Source organism: Acinetobacter sp. (assembly GCF_050285345.1).
GTDB lineage: Bacteria > Pseudomonadota > Gammaproteobacteria > Pseudomonadales > Moraxellaceae > Acinetobacter.
The window spans coordinates 1-24,526 of sequence record NZ_JBLZXR010000145.1; the positions used below are offsets into that span (position 1 = coordinate 1).

Here is a 24,526-nt window from a genome sequence, read left to right on the forward strand (position 1 = left end):
GGGGATTCGAACCCCGGTTACCGCCGTGAAAGGGCGATGTCCTAGGCCTCTAGACGATAGGGACGTTTTGAGGTGGGGTTATAGTATGAATAAATAGAAAATCAGTCAAAGGAAATTTATGAAATATCATTTATTTGCATATTATTCATGCATGTAAGCGGAAGAATTTATTTATTTTAGCTATAAAAAAGCGAACCCAATTGAGTATTGGATTCGCTTTTAATATTTCAGCTTGAGCGGATTTTAGTCTTTATTATGATACAACCAGTAATAGCCTGCATAACATGCAGCCATAAACAGTAAGCAACCAATAAAGCCTGAAAGCATTTCAGGATCGGCAGCCATACTGAGGCCCGTTGCGGTACAACAAATAAAACCAAGGATTGGAACCAGTGGGAACCACGGAGTGCGGAATTTTAATTCAGACACGCTATGGCCTTGTTTCAACCATTGACGACGGAAATTGAATTGGCTCCAGCAAATACTCATCCAAACAATTACCATAGTAAATGCAGCAACACCCATTAAGTTTTTGAAGATGACATCCGCGCCAAATTGTTCAGACAATAAACCCGGTAAACCACCAATCATGGTCACTAAAACAGCAACATAAGGTACGCCAGATTTGGTCAATTTCCCAAAGGCAGGCGGTAATTGTTTTTGTGCTGAAAGTGCCCACATCATACGTGAAGCGGCATACAAACCAGAGTTTGCTGTTGAAAGTAAAGCAGTAATAATCACAAATCGAATCAAATCTTCGGCATAGGGAATGCCCATGAGGTTAAATACTGATACGAACGGACTGCTACTTAAACCACCATGACCACCAACATTTAAACCTGCATCGGTATAAGTCAGTAATGAACTGATGACGATAATGGTCCCGACAAAGAAAATAATCAAACGCCACACCGCAGCATGAATTGCTTTCGGTACGTTTTTCTCAGGATTCTCTGTTTCACCTGCGGCAATACCGATCATTTCTGTACCGTTAAAGGCAAAGTTAACAATCAATAAAGTGGCAAAAAGCGGGAACAAACCATTTGGCAACCAACCATGATCGGTGAGGTTATGGAACATCGGTGCAGATTCGTAACCTTGGAAAGGAACGAAACCAAAAATGCAGGCAAAGCCGAGAAGGATAAAGATCAATACCGTTGCGACTTTGACCATCGATAACCAAAACTCAGATTCGGCAAATGTGCGAGTTGAGCTGAGGTTGGAGAGCAGGACACCGGCGGCAAAGATTAAAGTCCATAACCAAACCGAAGTTTGTGGAAACCATTCCTGCATTAAAATGGCTGCAGCGGTAAATTCTGTTCCTAGAGTTGCCGACCAACCCAGCCAATACATCCAAGACACCATGTAACCAGTTCCGGGACCAATGTAGTTGGTTGCGAATGCGCCAAAAGAACCAGAGACAGGTAAATGGACGGCAAGCTCACCAAGGCAGAGCATCACCATATAGGCGATAAGACCACCAATAATATAGGCGAGAACTGCACCGAGCGGGCCAGCTTGTGAAATAACTTCACCTGAACCCATGAACAAACCAGTACCAATAGCTCCACCCAATGAAAGCATAACGAGGTGGCGAGTTGTCATCGCTCTTTTCAGCGATGGATTTTGTCCTTCAGCAGGCGAGTCCTGTGAAGGTTCAGAGGAAGAGTGCATATAACGAAATAAAGAGAAGAAAGGTCTATATTATGATTGAAAGTCATAAAATATGTGATGTATTGAATTTTTCTTATAATGTGTGAATATTCATCTAAAAAATAAATAGTTAACCCGCGATCACTTTATTTAGTGATCGGGCGTTTGAGATTGCGCTTGTGACGTATTTTGAGGTTGTGTTTGTTCAGTGTCGGGTGCTTTGTTGTTGTCTCGGCTTACAATATAAATATAGAGTATAGATGGAAATAAAATGGCTAAAACGATAAGCAACTTTTTTAACATGATTCATTCTTACATCAATAAACGTATTGCCAAAGTATAACCAAAACCGGTTGAACTGTAAGCCTTTTACAACTCCCGACTCATTTGTTCGCGTTAATTTAAGCTAGGTCGCTCAATGTCAGGCAGAGAATTGATGCTCAACATGACTCTGCTGATTCTTTTTGATTTAAAAAGAGAGTCGAAGCTTTTTTAAATAACTAAAACTTAAAGCTGACATCAGCAACGATTTGGCGACCGATTTCAGATTTTAGATAATTGTCAGTTTCTAGATATTTGTTATGTCGGTTGGTGACATTATTTAAGGTGAGGCCGAATATACCACTGTAATCTTTGGAAAAATGATGCGTATAGCTGGCGCGTATATCCCAGCGTACAACGCTTGGAACGTCAGTATGATCGTAGCGATAAATGATGGGTAAACCATTGTGTTGAATTTGATCTTTGGCCGGGATACTGCTTTTGATTAAGCCATCATGACGGGGTTTATAAACTAAAAAGTTGCTGATATTCAGCCCTTCAAAGCGATTTGGTGTGAAATCCCAGCTTAGTCGCGCAGTAAGAGGCACATTGTAGTCACTCGCAGGAATATCATGGGATGCGGTGATTTTTCCATCATATAAAACGTGTGAATATTCTTTTAACTCTACTTCATCGGCATCATTATAGTCTCGTTGAGTATCGCTATAGTTCAATGCAAAATTAAAACGATGTTTGGCATTCAGTACATCTATCGGTGCGATATTGGCTAAAGTAAAGCTCATATTTTCTGAGCGATATTCTTTGCCATTGCTATAAATACGAGTCCATAGATCTGTTGCATCAGGGCGAATTAAATAATATTGATCTTGATAATCGCGATTTACATACTTTAATTGCATACGCCAGTTATTCATTGCCGTACTTAAGCCAATTAGCCATTCATCGGCATAAGGTAAGTCCAAATCACTTCGTTTCACATTCAGGGAAGCAGTCGCTGTACTGGCTTTCCAATCTGCATTTAAGTCTGTACGGGTATAGATTTCTTTTAGTGTATTTAAGCCTTCTTGTAAGTCAAAATTATATAAATAGCGGTCATAATAACGGTTCCAGCCGGTAGTGAATTTTAAGCGTTGGTCGGCAAAAGGCTTGTAATGAAATGCTGTACGTGGCGCGAGGTTGGAATTTTTACTTAAGCTATCGTAGTCATAGCGTAGGCCGAGCACAGCTTCAAGCGTATCATTCCAATTTATACGGTCTTCGGCATACGCAAACCAAGCGTCTTGTTGAACATCGAGCTGGCCTGCATGATGTAACGTCTTTTTAAGACTATATTGACCGGATAAATCTTTGCTGGGGATGTAACTTGGGTCGCAAGCCTCTGCCAGTGTTCCATCATTTTTAATACAGTCTGTCCCGAACTTGGTCGGTAAAAAATAGGCTGTAAAATCGTTGGGTCGCGTCCATTGCGCCTCATTGTGGCTGAAACCTGCACCGAGATTAAATTGATGCGTCGTTGCTAAAAACTGAAGCGGACTAAATTCAGTATTAACATGATATTCAAAAGTTTTTTGCGTGCTAAAAATCGTTCCAGAAACTCCTTCTGTAGACTGTGTTGATGTTCCCCAGTCTTTGTCAGCAGATTTATACCAAGAATATTGATTGTCTGTATTGCTGAGACGTTCATTTTGTTTTTCTTGATAGCTAACATTTTGTTTAACTGTGACTTGATCGAATCTCTTATCAATATTTAAATTAATCGCATGATTGTTAGATGTTTGGCGAATGCCATCGGTCAAGGTGTTGGCAACAAAACGTAGTTTCTTATCTTCTTGATGTTGTAAGCCTAATTTGATCGATAGGTCATCATTTGGATCATAAAACATCTCTAATGCAGCATTATTCACTTCACGTTTTTCATTATATGGACGCTGATCGTTGAGTTGAGAATGGGCCTGAATATCGGATTGGCGCTGCGCTATACCTAGATTGATACCAAAATTTTCAGTAAATCGTCCATAAGTATGAGCACTTAGACCCTGTTTGCTATAGTTTTTTTGAGCTTCTTTTTGTGTCGGATCATTAAATTCAGCATCTTCATCTGCATCGATATAATTAAAGCGATTCCAGCTTGAATCGGTATAGTCATAATTTACTGAGCCATGCACTTTGCCCACGTCCGTTTGGGGTGCACAAGTTGTCGCACTAATTACACCACCAGTAAATTTACCGTATTTTGCACTGACATTGCTGTCCAATACTTCTAGATTACAGAGTAGATCGGTATTGATGGTAACTGCTTGTGATGAGCCATTTAAATCTGAAATGCTATTTAATGAATTGTTACCTGAGTAGGGATTGATTTCATTATTAAAGCTCATTCCATTGATTAAAAAACTGTTGTTATAGGGCAGTGCGCCATGAATCGACATATCTGTTGCACTAATTTCAGCTTGGCTGCTTGCCCGATTATTTTGATTTGAAAATTGAATATTGGGATGAACTTTTAAAAATTCTGAAATGGTTTTTTGAGTATTTGGAGTTTTTTCTAAATCTTCTTGGTTATAAGTGGTTTTACCAACGTCTTGCTGTACTTTGACCTCAATTTCAATCGGTGTCATCGAGACGGTATTGGATTGAATATTTTGATTGGTTGCATCATCAGCATAATTGGTTTGAGTGGCCAAAGCAGAAAAAATGGCAAGATGAAGAGGTGAATAGGCGAAACGCATGAGGGTTTAGTTGTGTGAATAAAAACGATAGTGATTATCATTAACCTGGCTTAATTAATCAATAGTAATGAGAATTATTTGCAATAAAAATTTAAATAATGACTGAGAAAAAGAATAAGAGAGGGAAACTCAAAAATTAAAGCAAAAGAGTGCGATAAGCAGGAACCTGCTGAGATAAAGAAATGAATTATGGAAAATATAGGATAGATAGATGGCGTCCCTACGGGGATTCGAACCCCGGTTACCGCCGTGAAAGGGCGATGTCCTAGGCCTCTAGACGATAGGGACGTTTAGAAGATGGCGGTATCTTATTGATCCGCCACCATAGTGTCAAGTAGGTGAGGGCCGAGTTTGTTCAAAATATAACAGAACAGTTCAGCGGTCTTTTGAGTATCATACAGCGCAGAGTGCGCCTCTTTACCATCGAACTCAATCCCTGCTTGAATACATGATTTTGCCAGTACCGTTTGACCGAACATTACAGCACTTAACGTCACTGTATCGAATACGGAAAAACTGTGGAAAGGGTTTTGATTTTTCGTTCCCGTACGTGCAATCGCTGCTTGTACAAAACCTAAGTCGAAATGTGCGTTATGTCCGACCAAAATTGCATGGGTACAATTTTGTTTACGACGTACTTCATTAACGGATTTAAAAATACGCTTCAAGGCAGACTTTTCATCTTCGGCCATGGCCATACGCATAGGGTTAAATGGATCTACCCCAATAAAGTCCAATGAACGACGATCAAGGTTCGCACCTTCAAATGGGTTGATATGTGCATGGTGAGCTTCGCCAGGCACAAAATTACCTTCTGTATCATACACAATCGGAATGGCTGCAATTTCCAGTAATGCATCGGTCTGTGAATTAAAACCTGCGGTTTCGACATCGACAACTACAGGTAAAAATCCGCGGAAACGTTGACCAACAACTGGTCGAGTTTCTTCTGTCACACTTTTCTCCATTGGATGGTTTTACCCGCATACAACGGAATAATTTTTTCGCCATCCAAATAGTCTAAACTTTCAGGGATCACTTGATCTTCTTTTACTAAAGTAATGGTGTTGGTATTTCGAGGGAGTCCGTAGAAGTCTGCACCAAAGTGGCTCGCAAAACCTTCTAAACGGTCGATTTTACCGACTTGATCAAATGCTTGAGCATAGAGCTCAATTGCTGTGGGTGCACTATAACATCCTGCACAGCCACATGCATTTTCTTTAGCATTTTTTGAGTGCGGTGCGCTGTCTGTTCCTAAGAAAAACTTAGGGTTTGCACTGGTCGCAACTTCAAGCAATGTTTGTTGATGAGTTTGACGTTTTAAAATCGGTAAACAATAGAAATGCGGTTTTATACCACCGACCAACATGTCATTACGGTTGAACAATAAATGTTGTGGCGTAATCGTTGCAGCAACATTACGGTCTTGTTCGAGTACGAAATGTGCAGCTTCACTGGTGGTGATGTGCTCAAGTACCAACTTTAATTTTGGAAATTGTTTTAACAGTGGAGAAAGAACTTCATCCACGAAACGTTTTTCACGGTCAAAAATATCGATATGATTATGTGTGACTTCACCATGCAACAACAAAGGTACTTGATGTTCTTCAAGTTGCTCAATCACACCATACACTTTACTAATGTCACTCACACCACTATCTGAGTTAGTGGTTGCGCCTGCTGGATAAAGCTTAATGGCATTCACATGCTCAGAGTCTTTAATTTTTTTCACTTCGCTGGGTTGAGTATTGTCTGTGAAATACAAAACCATACGTGGGTCAAAATTAATTCCTTCAGGCACATGCGCCATGATACGTTCACGGTAAGCATTGGCTTCTTCAACTGTTTTAATCGGTGGAACCGTGTTTGGCATACAGATTGCGCGAGAAAATTGTTTTGCTAAATCAGGAACTGTACGTGCCAGTGCTAAACCGTCACGTAAATGTGCATGCCAATCATCTGGCTGAAGAAGAGTAATCGTATTCACAATAATTCCAAAACTTAGAAATAAAGCAAATGATAATCCATATAATGTGAAAATGGTAACGAGAATTCAGGACAAATGACTGCGCAGGGTATAAATAAATCATAAAAACTATGGTATTTTTAAACCACTATAAAAATTAGATAAATGCTTGCAAATGGAATACAAGTATAAGCTTGCAAAGTTGCAATATGATAAAGAAAAAATAGAGGAACTGATGACGCGGCAAACTCGTCGTGTCGGTTTAACTTTCCCGCAAAAATTAGAACTAGAATTTTGGATGCTTCATCTTGATCGTGCTCAAACTAACATCAGTCAATCTTTTTGGGTGGGTGTGCTGACCTATTTTATTTTGATCATGCTGATCGTACCGGGTGATTACTGGATTATTGATAAACAATTTTTTGCACATGATTTTATTCATTGTTTATTGAGTCTGCTCAATGGCGCTGTCAGTTTATTGCTGTTGTATGCCTTTGCGCAGCATACGAAACTCAAAGCGTATTTTTCTCAGGCCAGTCTTTTTATTGTGTTTTGGCTCGTGATATCGATGACATGGCTGACCATGACGGTATATACAGAAGCCTTAAAGCATCAAGCCATGATGATCATTTGTATGATTTATATCTTGGGCTACATCATCACTGGGGTAAAACCCATGCATATGTTGATGACGGGTTTGTTGGCAGCAACGGTGAGCATGTCATTGCTATTTTCCATGTCTATCCACTTTGATGCCATGGTGGTCGGACGCGTGCTAGTGGGGAGTTGTACCCTCGGTTTTGCCATCAGTAAGATGCTTTGTGCGCGTGAACGGATGATTTTCCTGAATATGTTACGTGCGGATATTAGTGAGCAAATCCATCGCATTCACACCACTGAATTATTGCATTTAAGTCAACATGACGAACTGACGAAAATTTCGAATCGGCGTACTTTTGATGAAATGCTCAATAATTTTTATGATCAAGCACGACGTAATAATAGCTCGCTTGCCGTATTGTTTATTGATGTTGATCATTTTAAAAATTACAACGATTTTTATGGACATCAGAAGGGTGATAGGGTGATTTCAGCCATTGCCGAAACCATTAAAAATGCCATTCGACATATGGATTTCGTTGCCCGTTATGGTGGTGAAGAGTTTGTGGTCTTATTACCAGAAACGGGTGCACATGGAGCTTATGCGGTCGCATCCGATATTTATAAAGCGATTGATCGTCTGGAAATTCCACATGCCAAATCTTTAGTCTCCAATCATGTCACGATTAGTTTGGGGATTACGGTGTATCGTGCAGAAGACGTGAGCAAAGAAGAATTATTAACCGTTGCCGATCAGGCCTTATACCGTGCAAAACAGCTCGGACGCAATCAAATTTATTATCAGTCGATTCGTTCAGCACATGTTGCCTAATTAAAAATCAAAAATAAAAAAACCGCGCAAGTAGCGCGGTTTTTTGACGCAACAAATCTTATTTGTTTTTGTCTTTCAATTGAGGCACTGCCGAACCTGTGCCTACTGCAAGTAAGCCAGAGTTTGTGTAGATGCCTAATTTAGCGCGTGTATCTGTAATATCAAGGTTACGCATTGTCAACTGACCGATACGATCCATTGGCGTAAATACAGAATCACCTTTCTCCATTGTTAAACGCTCAGCTTCATAAGTGAGGTTTGGAGATTCAGTGTTCATAATCGTGTAGTCATTACCACGACGAAGTTCAATGGTTACTGTACCTGTAATTGCTTTAGCAACCCAACGCTGCGCAGTTTCACGAAGCATTAATGATTGTGAATCGAACCAACGACCTTGGTAAAGTAGACGACCTAAACGTAGACCGTTAATACGGTATTGTTCAATCGTATCTTCGTTATGAATACCAGTCACAAGACGCTCGTAAGCGATGTGAAGAAGTGCCATACCCGGAGCTTCGTAAATACCACGAGATTTCGCTTCGATGATACGGTTTTCGATTTGGTCTGACATACCTAGACCATGACGACCACCAATACGGTTCGCTTCAAGAATGAACTCAACTGGGTTTTCGATGCGTTTGCCGTTTAATGCAACAGGGAAGCCTTCTTCGAAAGTAACAGAAACTTCTTCAGCTTTAACTTCGACGTCATCTTTCCAGAATGCAACGCCCATAATTGGGTCAACGATTTTGATACCAGCATTAAGGTATTCAAGATCTTTTGCTTCGTGAGTTGCACCTAACATGTTTGAGTCAGTTGAGTATGCTTTTTCTTTTGACATTTTATAGTCAAAACCATTGTCGATCAGGAACTGTGACATTTCTGCACGGCCACCTAATTCGTCAATGAAGGTTTGGTCTAACCAAGGTTTGTAAATTTTAAGCGCAGGATTCGTCAATAGACCATAACGGTAGAAACGTTCAATGTCGTTACCTTTATAAGTCGAACCGTCACCCCAGATGTTAACGTCATCTTCTTTCATTGCGGTAACAAGCATAGTACCTGTTACTGCACGACCAAGTGGAGTCGTGTTGAAATAAGGCATACCACCAGTCGAAATGTGGAAAGCACCACATTGAATTGCAGCAATACCCTCAAGTGCAAGCTGTAGACGGCAATCGACTAAACGCGCTTTAACCGCACCATAAGCTTCTGCTTTTTTCGGAATTGCATCGTAGTCGTCTTCATCAGGCTGACCCAAGTTTGCTGTATAAGCATATGGTTCTGCGCCTTTTTGTTTCATCCACAAAAGAGCTGCTGAAGTATCTAGACCACCAGAGAAGGCAATACCAACTTTTTTGCCAACAGGGACATTCTGCAAGATAGTTGCATTATCAGTCATTGTTAATCCTAACGATATAAAATAGGCACCTTGAAACCGGTGGCCCGAGAGAATACAAATTTCTGTAATCATATCACTTTTTGCTAGATTTTTTTTCTGAAAAAATTCCCAATAGATAAAAAATTCAGTTTGATGGCTCGATTTTTATCGAAGAAGCTGACTAGAACGGTTGGCGATTGATGAAAAGGTAGGATTGAGTTTCTCAATTGGGACATTTTTTGTTGTGTTGATATTGATTCAAAGTCTTTAAAATAAGTAGTTTCGACTAAAGTATGATGCAAGCTGTTTAGTGAAAAACGACTCAAATAAAAAATATTAAAAATTAAAGAATTAATTCTTTTTGAATCATTCTAGAAGTTGAGTTTTGTCACAAATTATATATTTATATTGGTATGACCAATTTTAATAATTTAAATTAATATTTGATCTTTAAATCAACAGGAAGTAGGATTCCCCTTGCTTTTAAAGATATATTTTTTTATCTTATTTGATATTGGTCATACCAATTATCGTGTGACCCGATAGGTGTTCAGACCAGTATATGTTCTGGAAAGCATTTCAAGGAGATGACAATGCTTCAGCAATGGCAACAGATTTATGATCCGATGGGGAACATCTGGCTTTCGAGCTTGATTGCCTTGATCCCGATTATTTTTTTCTTTCTGGCTTTGGCTGTTTTTCGTTTAAAAGGTAGTGTGGCAGGCACCATTACAGTAGTTTTGGCACTATTGGTTTCACTGTTTGCGTATCAAATGCCATCTGCGATGGCATTCGCCTCAATGATTTATGGTTTTTTCTATGGCCTATGGCCAATCGCATGGATCATTATTGGCGCAGTGTTTCTGTACAAAGTTTCGGTAAAGACGGGCCAGTTTGACATTATTCGTTCTTCGATTTTATCCATTACCGAAGATCAGCGTTTACAAATGCTTTTTGTTGGCTTTGCTTTCGGGACGTTTCTTGAAGGCGCAGCCGGTTTTGGCGCGCCTGTGGCAATTACTGCTGCGTTATTGGTCGGACTTGGTTTTAAACCGCTCTATGCCGCAGGTCTCTGCTTAATTGTAAATACTGCACCTGTGGCTTTTGGTGCGATGGGGATTCCAATTATTGTGGCAGGGCAAGTGTCTGGCGTTGAAACTATGGAAATTAGCCAGATGGTCGGCCGCCAGTTGCCATTTATGGTGATCATTGTGCTGTTCTGGATCATGGCGATTATGGATGGCTGGCGCGGTGTGAAAGAGACGTGGCCAGCAGTGATTGTCGGCGGTGGTTCATTTGCAATTGCACAATATTTAACATCGAACTTTGTGGGGCCTGAATTGCCGGATATTACTGCAGCGATTGCGGCATTGGTGTCACTCACGATTCTATTGAAGTTCTGGAAGCCAAAGCATATTTTCCGTTTCGCCAATGAAGATGCAGACATTCAAGAAAATTTAGCTGAACAAATGCAGCAAAAATACAGCTTGGGGAAAATTGCTAAAGCATGGTCGCCTTTTGCAATTTTAACGGCAATGGTTACGATCTGGAGCATCAAACCTTTTAAGAGTTTGTTTGCTAAAGATGGCGCGCTGCAAGATTGGGTGATCTCGATCAAAGTACCGTATTTGCATCAATGGGTGCAAAAGATGCCACCAGTGGTGCCTGAAATTAAAGACTACGATGCGATCTATAAATTTGACTGGTTCTCTGCCACCGGTACAGCCATTATTTTTGCAGCCATCATTAGCATTATTTTCCTCAAAATGAAGCCGAAACAAGCCATTGTGACTTTTGCTGAAACCTTAAATGAACTGAAAGTACCGATTTATTCAATTGGCATGGTGCTGGCTTTTGCCTTCATTGCCAACTATTCAGGTATGTCAGCAACATTGGCTTTGGCACTAGCGCATACAGGTCAGGCATTTACTTTCTTCTCACCATTTTTAGGTTGGCTGGGCGTATTCCTGACGGGTTCAGATACATCGGCAAATGCATTGTTTGCAGCTTTGCAAGCCACCACGGCGCAGCAGATTGGCGTACCGGAAGTTTTATTGGTTGCAGCCAATACCAGTGGCGGTGTTACCGGCAAAATGATTTCACCGCAGTCGATTGCCATTGCCTGTGCAGCTGTAGGTTTGGTGGGTAAAGAGTCTGATTTGTTCCGTTTTACTGTAAAACACAGTATAACGTTCACCATCATGATGGGTATTATGATTACTCTACAAGCCTATGTATTCCCATGGATGATTCCATGAGACTAAAGTGAATCTTTAAGGAAAGCAGATGAAAGTCTCCGACCAAGCTGTACAGAAATTACGACTGCTGATTGAACAGCACAGCATTCAGGTTGGAGACCGTTTGCCAGCAGAACGCAAGCTTTGTGAACAGTTGGGAGTTTCCCGCTCGTCATTGCGCGAAGCCATTCAACAGCTGATCAGCACGGGCATGTTGGTCAGTAAAGCGGGTTCGGGAACTTTTTTGCAGCAGTTGCCGTCCAATTGGTCGAATCATCAAATCGTTGAGCCGCTTAGCAATTTGATTGATCAAGACCCGGCTTACCGTTTTGATGTTCAAGAAGCGCGAAGCATTTTGGAAGGCGGCACGGCATGGTATGCCGCACAGCGCGCCACAGCGGAAGACATAGAACACATCCGCCAATGTTATGCGCAGATCTCGCATTTCCAATCGATTGGTGATGATGCACAGGCCGCCAAAGCTGATGCTACATTTCACTTGGCGATTGCCGAAGCCTCACACAATTTGGTACTGATTCAAATGATGCGTGGATTGTTTGACCTGCTGCAGTACAACGTGGTGCTAGGCCGCCGCAAAGTGTATACCGAAGCCCGAACCTATGATCAATTGCGTGACCAGCACTTTAATGTGATGAACGCGATTGAACGCCGTGATCCTGAAGCTGCACGCAATGCAGTTCGCGGACACATTGAATTTGTAGTACAGCAAGTACGGATGATTGATGAGGAAGAAGCCCGTCGTCAGCGTGCGAGCCGATTAAATAGGACATAGACATGATTATTTCTTCTGCGAATGACTATCGTGAAGCCGCGCAGCGCCGTTTGCCGCCATTTCTGTTTCATTATATTGATGGTGGGGCGTACTCGGAATATACCCTGAAACGCAACGTAGAAGATCTATCAAAAATTGCGTTAAGGCAGCGTGTGCTGAATGACATGTCGCAATTGAGCCTTGAAACAAAACTGTTTGATGAAACTTTGTCGATGCCTGTGGCGTTGTCGCCAGTGGGATTGACCGGCATGTATGCGCGCCGCGGTGAAGTCCAAGCGGCTGTCGCGGCAGATAAAAAGGGTATTCCGTTTACGCTTTCAACCGTTTCAGTTTGTCCGATTGAAGAAGTGGCGCCTGCAATAAACCGTCCAATGTGGTTTCAGCTGTATGTGCTGCGTGACCGCGGTTTTATGAAAAATGCTTTGGAACGCGCCAAAGCTGCGGGCTGTTCAACTTTAGTTTTTACCGTAGATATGCCGGTTCCGGGTGCGCGCTATCGTGATGCACATTCTGGCATGAGTGGGCCAAATGCAGCCATGCGCCGTTATATGCAGTCGTGCTTCCATCCGCATTGGGCCTGGAATGTCGGTTTAATGGGCCGTCCGCATGATTTGGGCAATATTTCTAAATACTTGGGCAAGCCAACAGGTTTGGAAGATTATATTGGCTGGTTGGGCAATAACTTCGATCCTTCAATTTCGTGGAAAGATTTGGAGTGGATTCGTGAATTTTGGGATGGCCCAATGGTGATTAAAGGGATTTTAGATCCTGAAGATGCTAAAGATGCAGTGCGTTTCGGTGCAGATGGAATCGTGGTGTCGAACCACGGTGGTCGTCAGTTGGATGGGGTTTTGTCTTCGGCACGTGCGCTTCCTCCAATTGCAGATGCAGTCAAAGGTGACATTAAAATCCTCGCCGATTCAGGTATTCGTAATGGCCTAGATGTGGTTCGTATGCTGGCGTTAGGTGCAGACACGTGTATGCTCGGTCGTGCATTTGTTTATGCATTAGGCGCAGCAGGCGGTGAGGGTGTCAGCAATTTATTGGAATTGATCGATAAAGAAATGCGTGTGGCCATGACCTTGACGGGTGCTAAAACCATTGCGGATATTACGTCGGATTGTTTGGTGAAGCTGGAAAGGGAACTAGCTTAAATAATACTTTATCAAGATTAAATCTAGTCAAAGCGTGATTTTGATACGCGTAAACGTCATCCGCAACTGTTTGGGGCAGGATTTCATATTTAAAGTCATGTTTCTGCGATGAAAATAAAAATTTGACGGAATGGGACGAGTTTTGCGGATGACAATGGTTTTGCCTACTTTTCCTGAAAGAAAAGTAGGTCGAACCGAAGGTTAATTCCTGAATATAAATAATATTGGAAAGACTCCGCAGTAATGAGTGCTATGTTGATTAAGCACGCGAGAATTCATCAATAGGATATGACAGATGCCATCCAATTTAGATGCACAGCAAACCATTCAAAAACTCATCAATATTGTCGGCAAACAACATGTACTGACCGATGATAACGACACACGCCTATACCGCCAAGGCCGCCGCTACGGCTCCGGTCAGGTGCTGGCAGTTGCAGTTCCGGGGACATTGCTCGAACAATGGCAAGTGTTGAAAACCGCTGTTGAAGCAGATTGTATTGTGATTATGCAGGCAGCCAATACGGGATTGACGGGAGGTTCAACACCTTTTGGTGAAGATTATGATCGTCCGGTGATTTTGATGAGTACGCGCCGTTTGGCGGGCATTCAAGTGATTAATGAAGGTCAGCAAGTAATTTGCCTGCCGGGTGCAACCTTAGACCGCCTTGAAAAAGAACTCGCACAATTTAACCGTGAACCACATTCGGTGATTGGTTCATCGTGTATTGGTGCATCCGTGCTTGGCGGCGTGTGCAATAACTCGGGCGGAGCATTAGTGCGCCGTGGCCCAGCTTATACTGAACTGGCGCTGTATGCGCAGGTAAATGATGCCGGTGAGTTGGAGTTGGTCAATCATTTGGATGTGCATTTGGGGGAAACACCAGAAGAAATCCTGACCAAACTGGAAAATAAAAATTATCAGCTCAATGACATTGTAAATAATGCCAGCTGCTGTGCATCGGATCAGCGTTATGCGCACGACGTAAAGCAGGTCGATGAAAATACCCCAGCCCGTTTTAATGCCGATCCATCCCGTTTGTTTGAAGCTTCGGGCTCTGCGGGTAAAGTCTGCGTGTTTGCCGTGCGTTTAGATACGTTTGAGAAAATCCCGAGCCAAGTGTTCTATGTCGGCACTAATTCGCAGGATGATTTGACTGAAATCCGCCGTTTCTTACTCAAAGATTTGCCGCGGCTGCCAATTGCTGGCGAATACATCCACCGTGTAGCCTATGACATTGGCGCAGAATACGGTAAAGATACTTTTGTCTTTATTGAAAAATTCGGCACCGCCAAAGTGCCAGCTGCATTTGCCATGAAAGACAAGGTCGATGGCTATTTAGAAAAAGTGGGATTACGCGGTTTATCGGATAAAGTTTTGCAACTGGTGACCAAGTTTATGCCGAATCATCTGCCAAAACGCATGAATGAATTCCGTGATTTGTATGAACATCATTTGGTGATTCGGATTGAAAATCAGGATGCCGAATTAGCTGAAAATTATCTAAAAACCTATTTTCAAGGCAAGGCAACAGGTAGTTATTTTCATTGTACAGAAGAAGAAGGTCGCAAAGCCTTTTTGCACCGTTTTGCTGTGGCTGGTGCAGCCATCCGCTATCGTGATACGCACCATTCAGAGGTGGAAGATATTGTGGCGCTGGATATTGCTTTGCGCCGCAACGACCGTGAGTGGGTGGAGACTTTACCCAAAGAAATGAATGATTTGATTATTCATAAGTTGTATTACGGTCATTTTCTTTGTCATGTGTTCCATCAGGATTATATTGTGAAAAAAGGTGTGGATCCTTTGGCGATGGAACATCAAATGTGGCATTTATTAGATCAGCGCGGCGCAGAATATCCCGCGGAACATAATGTCGGGCATCTTTATGTAGCTAAACCGGCTTTAAAAAATCATTATCAAAAACTCGATCCGACCAATAGTTTTAACGTCGGAATCGGGCAGACCAGTAAACTTAAATATTGGAAATAAGCATTTTCCGTAAGTGCTAATTGTCTTAGATTTACATTTAAAAGCCAGTGCATTACCCGCATTGGCTTTTTCTTAGGATATGTGAATAATAAAATAATGAGTAAATAGAATTGTTTGGCAAAATACGTCAATGATAAAACTGCGATTGCATTGACCTAAAGCACAGACAAATTTTGCTGAATTGCCATCGTAAAAGATAAAAATAGCGTTAAAGTATTATGCAACAAGTTGCAAAGCCAAATATAAAAGGATTCCGCATGACAACGACTAGCTATGCAAATATTTTGAAACCGCTGCATTTAGGTTTTACCACGATTAAAAACCGCGTGGTGATGGGCTCCATGCATAGTGGTTTGGAAGATCGTTTTTATAATTATCCTAAGCTGGCAGCTTATTTTGGTGAGCGTGCAAAGGGTGGAGTTGGCCTGATTATTACCGGTGGTATTTCACCGAACCGTCAAGGCTGGTTGCTGCCTGCGGGCGGTACCATGAATACTTTGGGCGATGTTGCACCACATCGACTAGTTACACATGCTGTGCATAAGCATGGCGCAAAAATTTTGATGCAAATTTTGCATGCAGGACGTTATGGTTATCAACCATTTGTGGTGTCTTCAAGTGCAATCAAATCACCAATTTCTCCATTTAAACCGCGTCAACTCAGTGAAAAGCAAATACTTGCAACCATTGATGACTATGTGAAGTCGGCAAGTCTTGCACGTAAGGCGGGCTATGACGGTGTCGAAATTATGGGTTCAGAAGGTTATTTACTGAATCAGTTTTTAAGCCGTCATGTTAACCAACGTACTGACCGTTGGGGTGGGGATATCGAAAACCGTATGCGACTGGCGGTTGAAATTGTAAAAGGCATTCGTGCCGAAGTCGGCGAAAAATTCATTATTTGTTTCCGTTTGTCCTTATTAGATTTAGTCCATGATGGCAACACCATGGCAGAAGTCATCACTGTAGCGAAAGCTTTAGAGCAAGCAGGAGCGACGCTGTTAAATACGGGTATTGGCTGGCATGAAGCGCGTATTCCAACCATTGTGACCTCTGTACCACGTGCGGCATTTGTGGACTATACGGCAGAAGTCAAAAAGCATGTCACCATTCCTGTCATTGCATCGAACCGTATCAACATGCCTGAAACAGCAGAAGAAATTTTAGCTTCGGGCAAAGCAGATATGGTGCAAATGGCGCGTCCATTATTGGCAGATCCATTCTGGGTAAATAAAACTGCCACTAACCGTGTCGATGAAATTAATACTTGTATCGCCTGTAACCAAGCTTGTTTGGATCATACCTTTAAAAATCAGCGTGCAACTTGTTTGGTGAATCCACGTGCAGCTTATGAAACTGAACTGGTTTATTTAAAAACCAATAAGCCGAAACGTATTGCAGTCGTTGGTGGTGGCGTGGCAGGCATGTCGGCAGCCACTGTTGCAGCAAGCCGTGGTCATGAAGTGACTTTGTTTGAAGCAAATCATGAAGTCGGTGGTCAATTTAACTTGGCAAAAGTTGTGCCGGGGAAAGAAGAATTTCACGAAACTATTCGCTACTTTAAAGTGCAAATCGAAACAACTGGTGTTGAATTGCGTTTAAATACTCGTGTGAACCGTGAGCAGCTTGAACGTGAAGGTTTTGAAGAAGTCATTATTGCCACTGGTGTCGTACCTCGAAGCTTGAAAATTTCGGGAAGTGATGCCCCAAATGTCTTGTCTTATGCAGAAGTTTTAAAAGGGGCTGAAGTCGGTCATAAAGTCGCAGTGATTGGTGCGGGCGGTATTGGTTTTGATGTGTCTGAATTTTTACTCAAACCGCCGCATCAGCCGCAACCACAGCCATTGGCAGATTGGCAACGTGAATGGGGAGTTGATCCAAACCCAAATTATGTGTCTGAAGGTGGGATGCAAGTTGCGGAGCTTGAAGCACCAGTGCGTGAAATTTTCCTCCTACAACGTAAAACCTCACCTTTAGGTGCGGGCTTAGGTAAAACTTCAGGTTGGGTTCATCGTGCACAATTAAAGAAAAATGCGGTACGTATGTTGCGTGGTGTGCAATATAAAGCGGTGACGGATGAAGGTCTGTGGATTGAACATGCGGGACATGATCAATTACTGCGTGTCGATACGGTAGTCGTCTGTGCAGGGCAAGAATCTGTTAAACACTTGATGCCAGAGCAAGGTGAAAAAACTTTAGCCAATTATCACATTATTGGTGGTGCAAAATTGGCGGCAGAGCTTGATGCAAAGCGCGCGATTCGTGAAGGCGCTGAGCTTGCTGCAAAACTTTAAGGATTTGGTGAAACAATATTCATTTGAAAGGTTTAGTTGTAACTTTTACTTGTCAGATCACTCAAACCTCCGTATTATGGCGCACATGGAAGCGTGGCAGAGCGGTTTAATGCACCGGTCTTGAAAACCGACGAGGGCGCGAGTCCTCCGTGAGTTCGAATCTCACCGCTTCCGCCAAATACTAAAAAGGCTCTTGTTATTAACAAGAGCCTTTTTTTATAGCTTATTTTTCCTAAATCATTCAGTTTAAAAATGCATCATAAAAAGCTGGCGTAATTAAATATCGATTATTAAAAAAAGTTTTGTGAGTGGAACAGATGAAGAAAAAAAATAAATGATCGATTTTATGTTTTAGAAAATGCGTGAGTTCAATGAATTCTTATCTAATCATGGGGCGTAGTGTGTTGAACTTGGTTGCACGTAGCTATGATCTACTAATTTTAAAATTAATCAATTGTATTTTATTTGAGCAAATGTGTTGAAGTGTCACGAGGTATTGGCAAGCATAAAAAAAATGCTATATTGAAATCACAGTAGGTCATAACAAAAGACGCTACTAATAAGTTGGACGGATTAATGACAGCTCGTTGAGTTTCGTAATATCTTAAATGAAAATTTAGCGTATTGCAGACAAGAAATCAGCACTAGCCTTCCAACATAGAGCCCGCAGAGATGCGGGCTTTTTAATGTTTCAAATCATTAAAATATAGTGTTTTTGTCAAACAATTAAAAATGTTTTAGTTATCTTATTGATATCTATTCACTATTGTAAAAAAACTTTACATTGCCAAGAAATCTAACATTTACATAGCAGGTAGTTTGGTAAAGGTGTGCTATAAAAACTGAAATTATTAAAACAAGTAGAGACACCGTTATGACTCAGATGATTGATATTAAAGTGAAGGACCAATTTAGTCAGGTCTATGATGCACAAGCTTTAGTGCGTAAACCTTCAGAGGAAGATTCAAGAGCTTTATTCCACCGAATTGAACATATTGTTGTTGCAGGTGAAATTATTCTGCCCAGTATTGAATTACTGTTTGAAAGTCAAAAATCAGACAGTATCTACAGATTACTCGAAGCTTAACTCGATCCACTTAAGCAAAAAAAAACTCACATCAATGTGAGTTTTTTGCTTTTGAACAGATGAAGGGAATGGCTGAATTAAGTCGCTTGTTTATCTTGAAATTGATTCAGGATATAAGACAACAATTGATAACGTGTCATAGGATTGCTTGTAGCAAGTTCAACGTCTTGTTTTCTCACCTGAATTTCTTTGGTCAAAATACCAGCTTGATAACGTGAAACTACCATACGATCGGCAGAAATAGGATCATTGCCTAAAACTAATTGAGGGCCAAGATGGATGCGTCCAATAGCTTCTAAGCATTGCTCAAGGCTGTTATATAAATTAAACAGGATTAACGCTTGTTGATTAGAATAATTTGCTAAATTCATTTTTTATTATCCAAAGTTCGTGTTTTTTACACGCACATAGTATAGGAAGATGAGCCAAAATTTATGATGGAGTATTTATCCATTAATGTATAAGAAATGTAGTCTTAATAAATTCTTGATTTAGTTTGGCTCAAAAATAGCAAAAAATTAAAGTGATTTTAGCGTTAGATTTACATCATAACGTGCAAATTCAGTGATGATACTTTTTAAGACCAGCTGTGATTGTGGATCAGCAGCAGCGAAGAGCATTTCCTGATTGGTCTGGCTGTTAAAGCATTCCACCACTTCAATCTTCCATATATTTTCATCTTCAGTATTGTGAATAATCACGCAGCGCGGTTGTAATTCGTCACTGATATGGCGTGGCATGACATTGGTGATTGCCAATTGAATGTACGGCATTTCTTCAGGTGTGCTGAGAAAAGTAAAAATCCAATTGCCTACTTTACTCAGTTGAGTCGGATGATCAAAAGGATCGAACTCTAGACTAAACTCTTGTGACATTTGAATGCTCAGGTCTATAAATACTCTTAATTTTTGCGATATTTAGGCATGAGAAAATATTGGGTGAAGGTCGTATAAAACAAGAGATTAAGTTAGTATAAATAAGAGTTTATAGTATAAGTATTTGAATTATATTGAAAATATTTGATATTTAAATTCATATACTCACTTCATTAAGTTGTTTTTTGAATCAGAAGTGAGGAAAACGCTCTAAGTTAAGCCAGCGCTTGAATGTTCTTTAGGCTGTAATTGATTTGTTGAAGGGCTTGCTGTAAGCGTTCGGGTTGAATATTGGATTCATTTAACAAGGTAATCCATTGCATTTGACAGGCTTTTAATTGTGCAAGGTCATCTGTGTGTTGAATTTTTTCAATCAACTTTTTTGCCATCAAACCACAGTAGCGCTGTAAGTAACTGCACATATAGGCTTGTAGTTGTTCAAAATCTTGTTCAATGAATATCTGAGTGACTGACGCTATGCTATTTGGATAAGGTTCTACTTGAGATGTAGTTTTTGCTTCGGAAGGTTTAGGTTGGATGTCAATGTGAGGGGTGTTGATTATTTCGGAAGGAAGAGGTGTTTTAACATCTACATCGATGTCTTTTATAGGAGAAATGACTGGCTCAAGAGAAGTCTGTTCAATAGGTATTGTAGTTGCAGCATATTCGGCAGGTTCGCCAATAGACTGAATGAGTTGCATTTCCAGCAATTGACTTAAAAGCGTTGGCTCTGCAATACGTTGCTGATATTGAGTTTGCATCTGATTAAAATCATCAGTACCAATCAATAACAGTAGTCGGCGCTGTCGTGCATTTAGAGCCAGCTGACGCTCTCTCAGAACTTGAAAACCAAGTTCAGTTTTTTGGTAGTTGAACATGCCTTAATTCCATAGCCGAAAAAAGAATTAAGGCAAGCCTATTGAGTGAAAATGACAGTTGTATGAAAAAAATATTAAACAATCAAAGATTTATAAAGTCAGAATCGCTGAATTTTCTAAAGCTTTACGTAGATACGGATCTAAATCCTCTTGACGTAATAGCCATTGAACATAATCGGCAGGCAGTTCGGCAATTGCGGTACCACGGTGTTTCCCAAAATTAATTGTACGTGGAATACGGGCATCTTCAGAAGCAGCATATAGTTCTTCAATGCTGTTAATTTTGAGATGGTGCACGATATGCATCAAAATATTGGCCGTTAAAATAATATCCATATCGGCACGGTGCGCTTTACGGATCATTTCACGAGCTTTTTCGCTACCCTTAGTAATCATATAAATCAGCGCAGAAATATTATGTGCCTCAGCATCTGGCCAAACCAAACGTGCAAGGGCAAGGGTACAAATCGCTTTAATTTTCGAGCTATCGGCACCACATTTTTCCAAAGCACGAATATCATAATCAATGTTATGACCAATAATATAAGTGGTTTCAGCCGGAAGCTGAAAAGTGCTGTAATGTGGTTGACCTTCCAAATCAGACTCTAGAATATGATGCACAGCCATTGCAGCATAGGAGATGGCCTCATCACAGCTATATAATTGGTCAAAGATTTTAGATTTATCTAAGGTGATTTTGGCATTCGATACCTGAATGGGTGCATAGGCAATCTCGATGGGTTGGCCATTTAATGTATGGGTTTCTGTGTCGAGAATAATGGCTTGCATGTCCAGTTCCGCAATGTTGAATGAATAAAAAGAATGTACATGATCAAGCCTAGACTGACAAACCAATGCAAGCACTATTTATAGGGAAATGATAAGGAGACTTGCACAATGTTTAAATAATCTTCTTTTAATGCATCTGCGGAAATTAAACCTTTATATAACTGTAGGGGGGAAGTGCCAATTTTTTGATCGACTAATTATATGGTTGTCCCGTATATAATTTATATTGTTTAAAAAATAAGCTTGAATATCTGGAATTTCCATGTAATTAATTATGCGACAAACTTAAAAACAAGAAGAGAAGGATCAAGGAATGAAACAATTTCGATTATCAGTTTTAATGAGTAGTACGCTCTTTCTCGTTGCCTGTGGCGGAGGGGATGGTGACTCGGTATATGTCGCGGATGATGGTATTCCCAAAAACAATATAGCAGTGCCTATAGTGAAAACTGAGGTTTATACTGATGCCAATCCTGATGCAAATACTGTATTGGATGCGGCAAGTGTTTCAAAAACTTTAATGACATACAAAATGCTTGGCGTAAATGGTACTGAAACCCAAGCTACTGCAATTGTATTTACACCGAAGGGAACAAAACCAGTTGGAGGTTGGCCAATTGTGGCTTGGGCACATGGTACAACAGGGGTTGCAGATGCTTGTGCACCAAGTCGGCAAGGCCTTAGAGGTAATGAGCATTTTATTGCTAGACTTTTAGCTGCGGGATATGCAGTCGTTGCGCCAGATTATGAAGGTTTGGGTGAACCAAGTGGCAAAGAGTTACATCCTTTTTTAAACTTGAAAAGTGAAGCTTATTCCATTACGGATGCAGTTGTGGCTGCCAGAAAAAATTTAGGTAATACGACTGAAAAAAGATGGTCGGTTGTTGGGCATTCACAAGGCGGTCAAGCTGCATTGGGTGCTGCACAATATGCGTCACGGGCCCAATTAACCTATAAGGGGGCAGTGGCTGTAGCACCAGCCTCTAATTTAGCTTTAATTCTCAGTGGAGGTGAACAAAAAGCCGCAGCTGAAGCCGATCTAATTAAGAAAGTTAATATTCTTGCGCCGCTTGATACCTTTACATCGCTAATTACAGCAGGTTTAAGAAACTCAACACCAACCTTGCAATATAGTGAAGTGTTTGTCCCGCCAACTGACCAGCTCGCTGCTCAAGCTGAAAATGTATGTTACGACGTGTTAGGGCAAACTTTAGGCGGGGCAATGAATGCATATGTACAAAAAAATGGGAAATTAGACGGTTACCCACGTACGCAGCCTGATTTTATGACTATTCCAGAAGTTAAAAAATTCTTAGAAAGTGGTTCACAACCATTACAAACTAAATTGAATACGCCAATTTTTATTTATCAAGGATCTGAGGATTCAACAGTCCCTAAACAAGTGACAGACCTTATGGTTCAGTTAGCAAAAGGAAAAGGCACTAAAATTAATTATGTCACTGATACAGATAATTCAATTAACCCCAAATGGGATCATGGAACCGTTTATACGGCTAATTGGGATGAAATTGTATTGGATGTAAAATCTCTCATGCCAACTCAATAATTTAATTTAAAAAAAATGCTCATTTTTTTAACGAAGATGAGCATTTTTTATTTAAAACTGCACAAACATCCTTCTCAATATTTATAAACTTCATGCTACAATATGCGCCAATCTTAGCACGGCTTAAAAGCCCTAATTTAATAGGACCTCGCTAATGTTTGCCAATATCTCTATTGCTGAATTTGATCCAGAAATCGCGAAAGCAATTTCTCAAGAAGATGCTCGCCAAGAAGCGCACATCGAACTCATCGCTTCTGAAAACTATTGCTCACCAGCAGTAATGGAAGCGCAAGGATCAAAACTGACTAACAAATATGCGGAAGGCTACCCAGGCAAACGCTACTATGGCGGTTGTGAATATGTAGACGTAATTGAACAATTGGCAATTGACCGTGCTAAAGAATTGTTTGGTGCAGACTACGCTAACGTTCAGCCACACGCAGGTTCACAAGCAAACTCAGCTGTTTACTTAGCGCTTCTTAATCCAGGCGATACAGTTTTGGGTATGAGCTTGGCACACGGTGGTCACTTGACTCACGGCGCTAAAGTAAGCTTCTCAGGTAAAACGTACAATGCAATCCAATACGGTTTAAACCCAGAAACTGGCGAAATCGACTATGAAGAAGTTGAACGTTTAGCTTTAGAACACAAACCACGTATGATCGTGGCTGGTTTCTCTGCGTACAGCCAAATTGTAGATTGGCAGCGTTTCCGTGATATCGCGGATAAAGTTGGCGCTTACCTATTTGTAGATATGGCTCACGTAGCTGGTCTAGTGGCTGCAGGTGTTTACCCAAGCCCAGTTCAAATTGCTGACGTAACAACAACGACGACTCATAAAACACTTCGTGGTCCGCGTTCTGGTCTTATCCTTGCAAAAGCCAACGAAGAAATTGAGAAAAAATTACAATCTGCAGTATTCCCTGGTAACCAAGGTGGTCCATTGGTTCATGCGGTTGCTGCCAAAGCAATTTGCTTTAAAGAAGCAATGGCGCCTGAATACAAAGCATATCAACAACAAGTTGTGAAAAATGCGCAAGCTATGGCTGAAGTATTAATCGAACGTGGTTTTGATGTTGTTTCTGGCGGTACTGAAAACCATTTGTTCCTATTGTCTTTAATCAAACAAGGCGATATTACAGGTAAAGATGCTGATGCATGGTTAGGCGCAGCTCACATTACTGTGAACAAAAACTCTGTACCAAACGATCCACGCTCTCCATTTGTGACTTCAGGTATTCGTATCGGTACTCCTGCTGTGACAACACGTGGTTTCGGCGAAGCTGAAGTTCGTGAACTTGCAGGTTGGATCGCTGATATCCTTGATTCGAAAGGTGACGAAGCGGTAATTGCTGCAGTTAAAGAAAAAGTTTCTGCTGTTTGCGCTAAATTCCCTGTTTACGCAAACTAAGTAAT

Annotated in this window: 18 protein-coding genes and 2 tRNA genes; 10 read left to right on the forward strand and 10 right to left on the reverse strand. The window is 41.0% G+C overall.

Features of this window, described 5'->3' with window-relative positions; all coding sequences use genetic code 11:
• Positions 1 to 243: 243 nt before the first annotated feature.
• From ACN6OV_RS12380 to pyrC, 5 genes are all read right to left on the reverse strand, one after another.
• Positions 244 to 1,674 (reverse strand): amino acid permease, encoded by a 1,431-nt coding sequence (locus tag ACN6OV_RS12380; RefSeq protein WP_427953372.1) that lies wholly within the window; start codon positions 1,672 to 1,674, stop codon positions 244 to 246.
• A gap of 479 nt (positions 1,675 to 2,153) precedes the next feature.
• Positions 2,154 to 4,664: a TonB-dependent receptor plug domain-containing protein gene (locus ACN6OV_RS12385; protein WP_427953374.1), complete on the reverse strand. Its 2,511-nt coding sequence runs from the start codon at positions 4,662 to 4,664 to the stop codon at positions 2,154 to 2,156.
• 212 nt (positions 4,665 to 4,876) lie between these two features.
• A tRNA-Glu gene (locus tag ACN6OV_RS12390) sits at positions 4,877 to 4,952 on the reverse strand.
• A 20-nt stretch (positions 4,953 to 4,972) separates the two neighbouring features.
• Positions 4,973 to 5,632: a ribonuclease T gene (rnt, locus tag ACN6OV_RS12395; protein WP_427953376.1), complete on the reverse strand. Its 660-nt coding sequence runs from the start codon at positions 5,630 to 5,632 to the stop codon at positions 4,973 to 4,975.
• Entirely contained in the window at positions 5,617 to 6,651 is a 1,035-nt protein-coding gene (gene pyrC / locus ACN6OV_RS12400) for a dihydroorotase (protein ID WP_427953378.1), read from the reverse strand. The genes rnt and pyrC overlap by 16 nt, the downstream gene beginning before the upstream one ends.
• 154 nt (positions 6,652 to 6,805) lie before the next feature.
• On the opposite strand from pyrC, the gene ACN6OV_RS12405 reads away from it, so the two are divergent.
• Positions 6,806 to 8,062, forward strand: coding sequence for a diguanylate cyclase (locus ACN6OV_RS12405; protein ID WP_427953380.1), 1,257 nt, complete (start codon positions 6,806 to 6,808; stop codon positions 8,060 to 8,062).
• A 58-nt stretch (positions 8,063 to 8,120) separates the two neighbouring features.
• Here ACN6OV_RS12405 and argG read toward each other — a convergent pair whose 3' ends face one another.
• The gene (argG, locus tag ACN6OV_RS12410; protein ID WP_427953382.1) at positions 8,121 to 9,464 is read right to left on the reverse strand and encodes an argininosuccinate synthase; all 1,344 of its coding nucleotides are present in this window, start codon (positions 9,462 to 9,464) and stop codon (positions 8,121 to 8,123) included.
• Between the two features lie 566 nt (positions 9,465 to 10,030).
• Between argG and lldP the strand changes: the two genes are divergently transcribed.
• The 7 genes from lldP (at position 10,031) to ACN6OV_RS12445 (ending at position 19,001) form a co-directional block, all read left to right on the forward strand.
• Complete coding sequence (gene lldP, locus ACN6OV_RS12415) at positions 10,031 to 11,701, forward strand: L-lactate permease (RefSeq protein WP_427953384.1); 1,671 nt, start codon at positions 10,031 to 10,033, stop codon at positions 11,699 to 11,701.
• 28 nt (positions 11,702 to 11,729) lie between these two features.
• Complete coding sequence (lldR, locus tag ACN6OV_RS12420) at positions 11,730 to 12,473, forward strand: transcriptional regulator LldR (protein ID WP_427953386.1); 744 nt, start codon at positions 11,730 to 11,732, stop codon at positions 12,471 to 12,473.
• Between the two features lie 2 nt (positions 12,474 to 12,475).
• Entirely contained in the window at positions 12,476 to 13,627 is a 1,152-nt protein-coding gene (gene lldD / locus ACN6OV_RS12425) for an FMN-dependent L-lactate dehydrogenase LldD (RefSeq protein WP_427953388.1), read from the forward strand.
• A 295-nt stretch (positions 13,628 to 13,922) separates the two neighbouring features.
• Positions 13,923 to 15,620: a D-lactate dehydrogenase gene (dld, locus tag ACN6OV_RS12430; protein WP_427953390.1), complete on the forward strand. Its 1,698-nt coding sequence runs from the start codon at positions 13,923 to 13,925 to the stop codon at positions 15,618 to 15,620.
• 257 nt (positions 15,621 to 15,877) lie between these two features.
• Positions 15,878 to 17,914 carry an FAD-dependent oxidoreductase gene (locus ACN6OV_RS12435; protein WP_427953392.1) on the forward strand — a complete coding sequence of 679 codons (2,037 nt, stop codon included), beginning with the start codon at positions 15,878 to 15,880 and terminating at the stop codon, positions 17,912 to 17,914.
• Positions 17,915 to 18,001: 87 nt separating this feature from the next.
• Positions 18,002 to 18,091: transfer RNA gene (locus ACN6OV_RS12440), tRNA-Ser, on the forward strand.
• 697 nt (positions 18,092 to 18,788) lie between these two features.
• The gene (locus ACN6OV_RS12445; protein WP_427953394.1) at positions 18,789 to 19,001 is read left to right on the forward strand and encodes a hypothetical protein; all 213 of its coding nucleotides are present in this window, start codon (positions 18,789 to 18,791) and stop codon (positions 18,999 to 19,001) included.
• Between the two features lie 77 nt (positions 19,002 to 19,078).
• Here the strand turns inward: ACN6OV_RS12445 and ACN6OV_RS12450 are convergent, their stop codons facing one another.
• The 4 genes from ACN6OV_RS12450 to ACN6OV_RS12465 form a co-directional block, all read right to left on the reverse strand.
• Entirely contained in the window at positions 19,079 to 19,372 is a 294-nt protein-coding gene (locus ACN6OV_RS12450; RefSeq protein WP_427953396.1) for a hypothetical protein, read from the reverse strand.
• Between the two features lie 147 nt (positions 19,373 to 19,519).
• Positions 19,520 to 19,876: a hypothetical protein gene (locus ACN6OV_RS12455; protein ID WP_427953398.1), complete on the reverse strand. Its 357-nt coding sequence runs from the start codon at positions 19,874 to 19,876 to the stop codon at positions 19,520 to 19,522.
• A gap of 215 nt (positions 19,877 to 20,091) precedes the next feature.
• Positions 20,092 to 20,754 carry a hypothetical protein gene (locus tag ACN6OV_RS12460; RefSeq protein WP_427953400.1) on the reverse strand — a complete coding sequence of 221 codons (663 nt, stop codon included), beginning with the start codon at positions 20,752 to 20,754 and terminating at the stop codon, positions 20,092 to 20,094.
• Positions 20,755 to 20,844: 90 nt separating this feature from the next.
• On the reverse strand, positions 20,845 to 21,543 hold the full coding sequence (locus ACN6OV_RS12465; protein ID WP_427953402.1) for a 3'-5' exonuclease: 699 nt from the start codon (positions 21,541 to 21,543) through the stop codon (positions 20,845 to 20,847).
• A gap of 313 nt (positions 21,544 to 21,856) precedes the next feature.
• On the opposite strand from ACN6OV_RS12465, the gene ACN6OV_RS12470 reads away from it, so the two are divergent.
• Together ACN6OV_RS12470 and glyA are read left to right on the forward strand one after the other, a co-directional pair.
• Entirely contained in the window at positions 21,857 to 23,110 is a 1,254-nt protein-coding gene (locus tag ACN6OV_RS12470; protein ID WP_427953404.1) for an alpha/beta hydrolase, read from the forward strand.
• 154 nt (positions 23,111 to 23,264) lie between these two features.
• Entirely contained in the window at positions 23,265 to 24,521 is a 1,257-nt protein-coding gene (gene glyA / locus ACN6OV_RS12475) for a serine hydroxymethyltransferase (protein ID WP_427953406.1), read from the forward strand.
• Positions 24,522 to 24,526 lie beyond the last annotated feature (5 nt).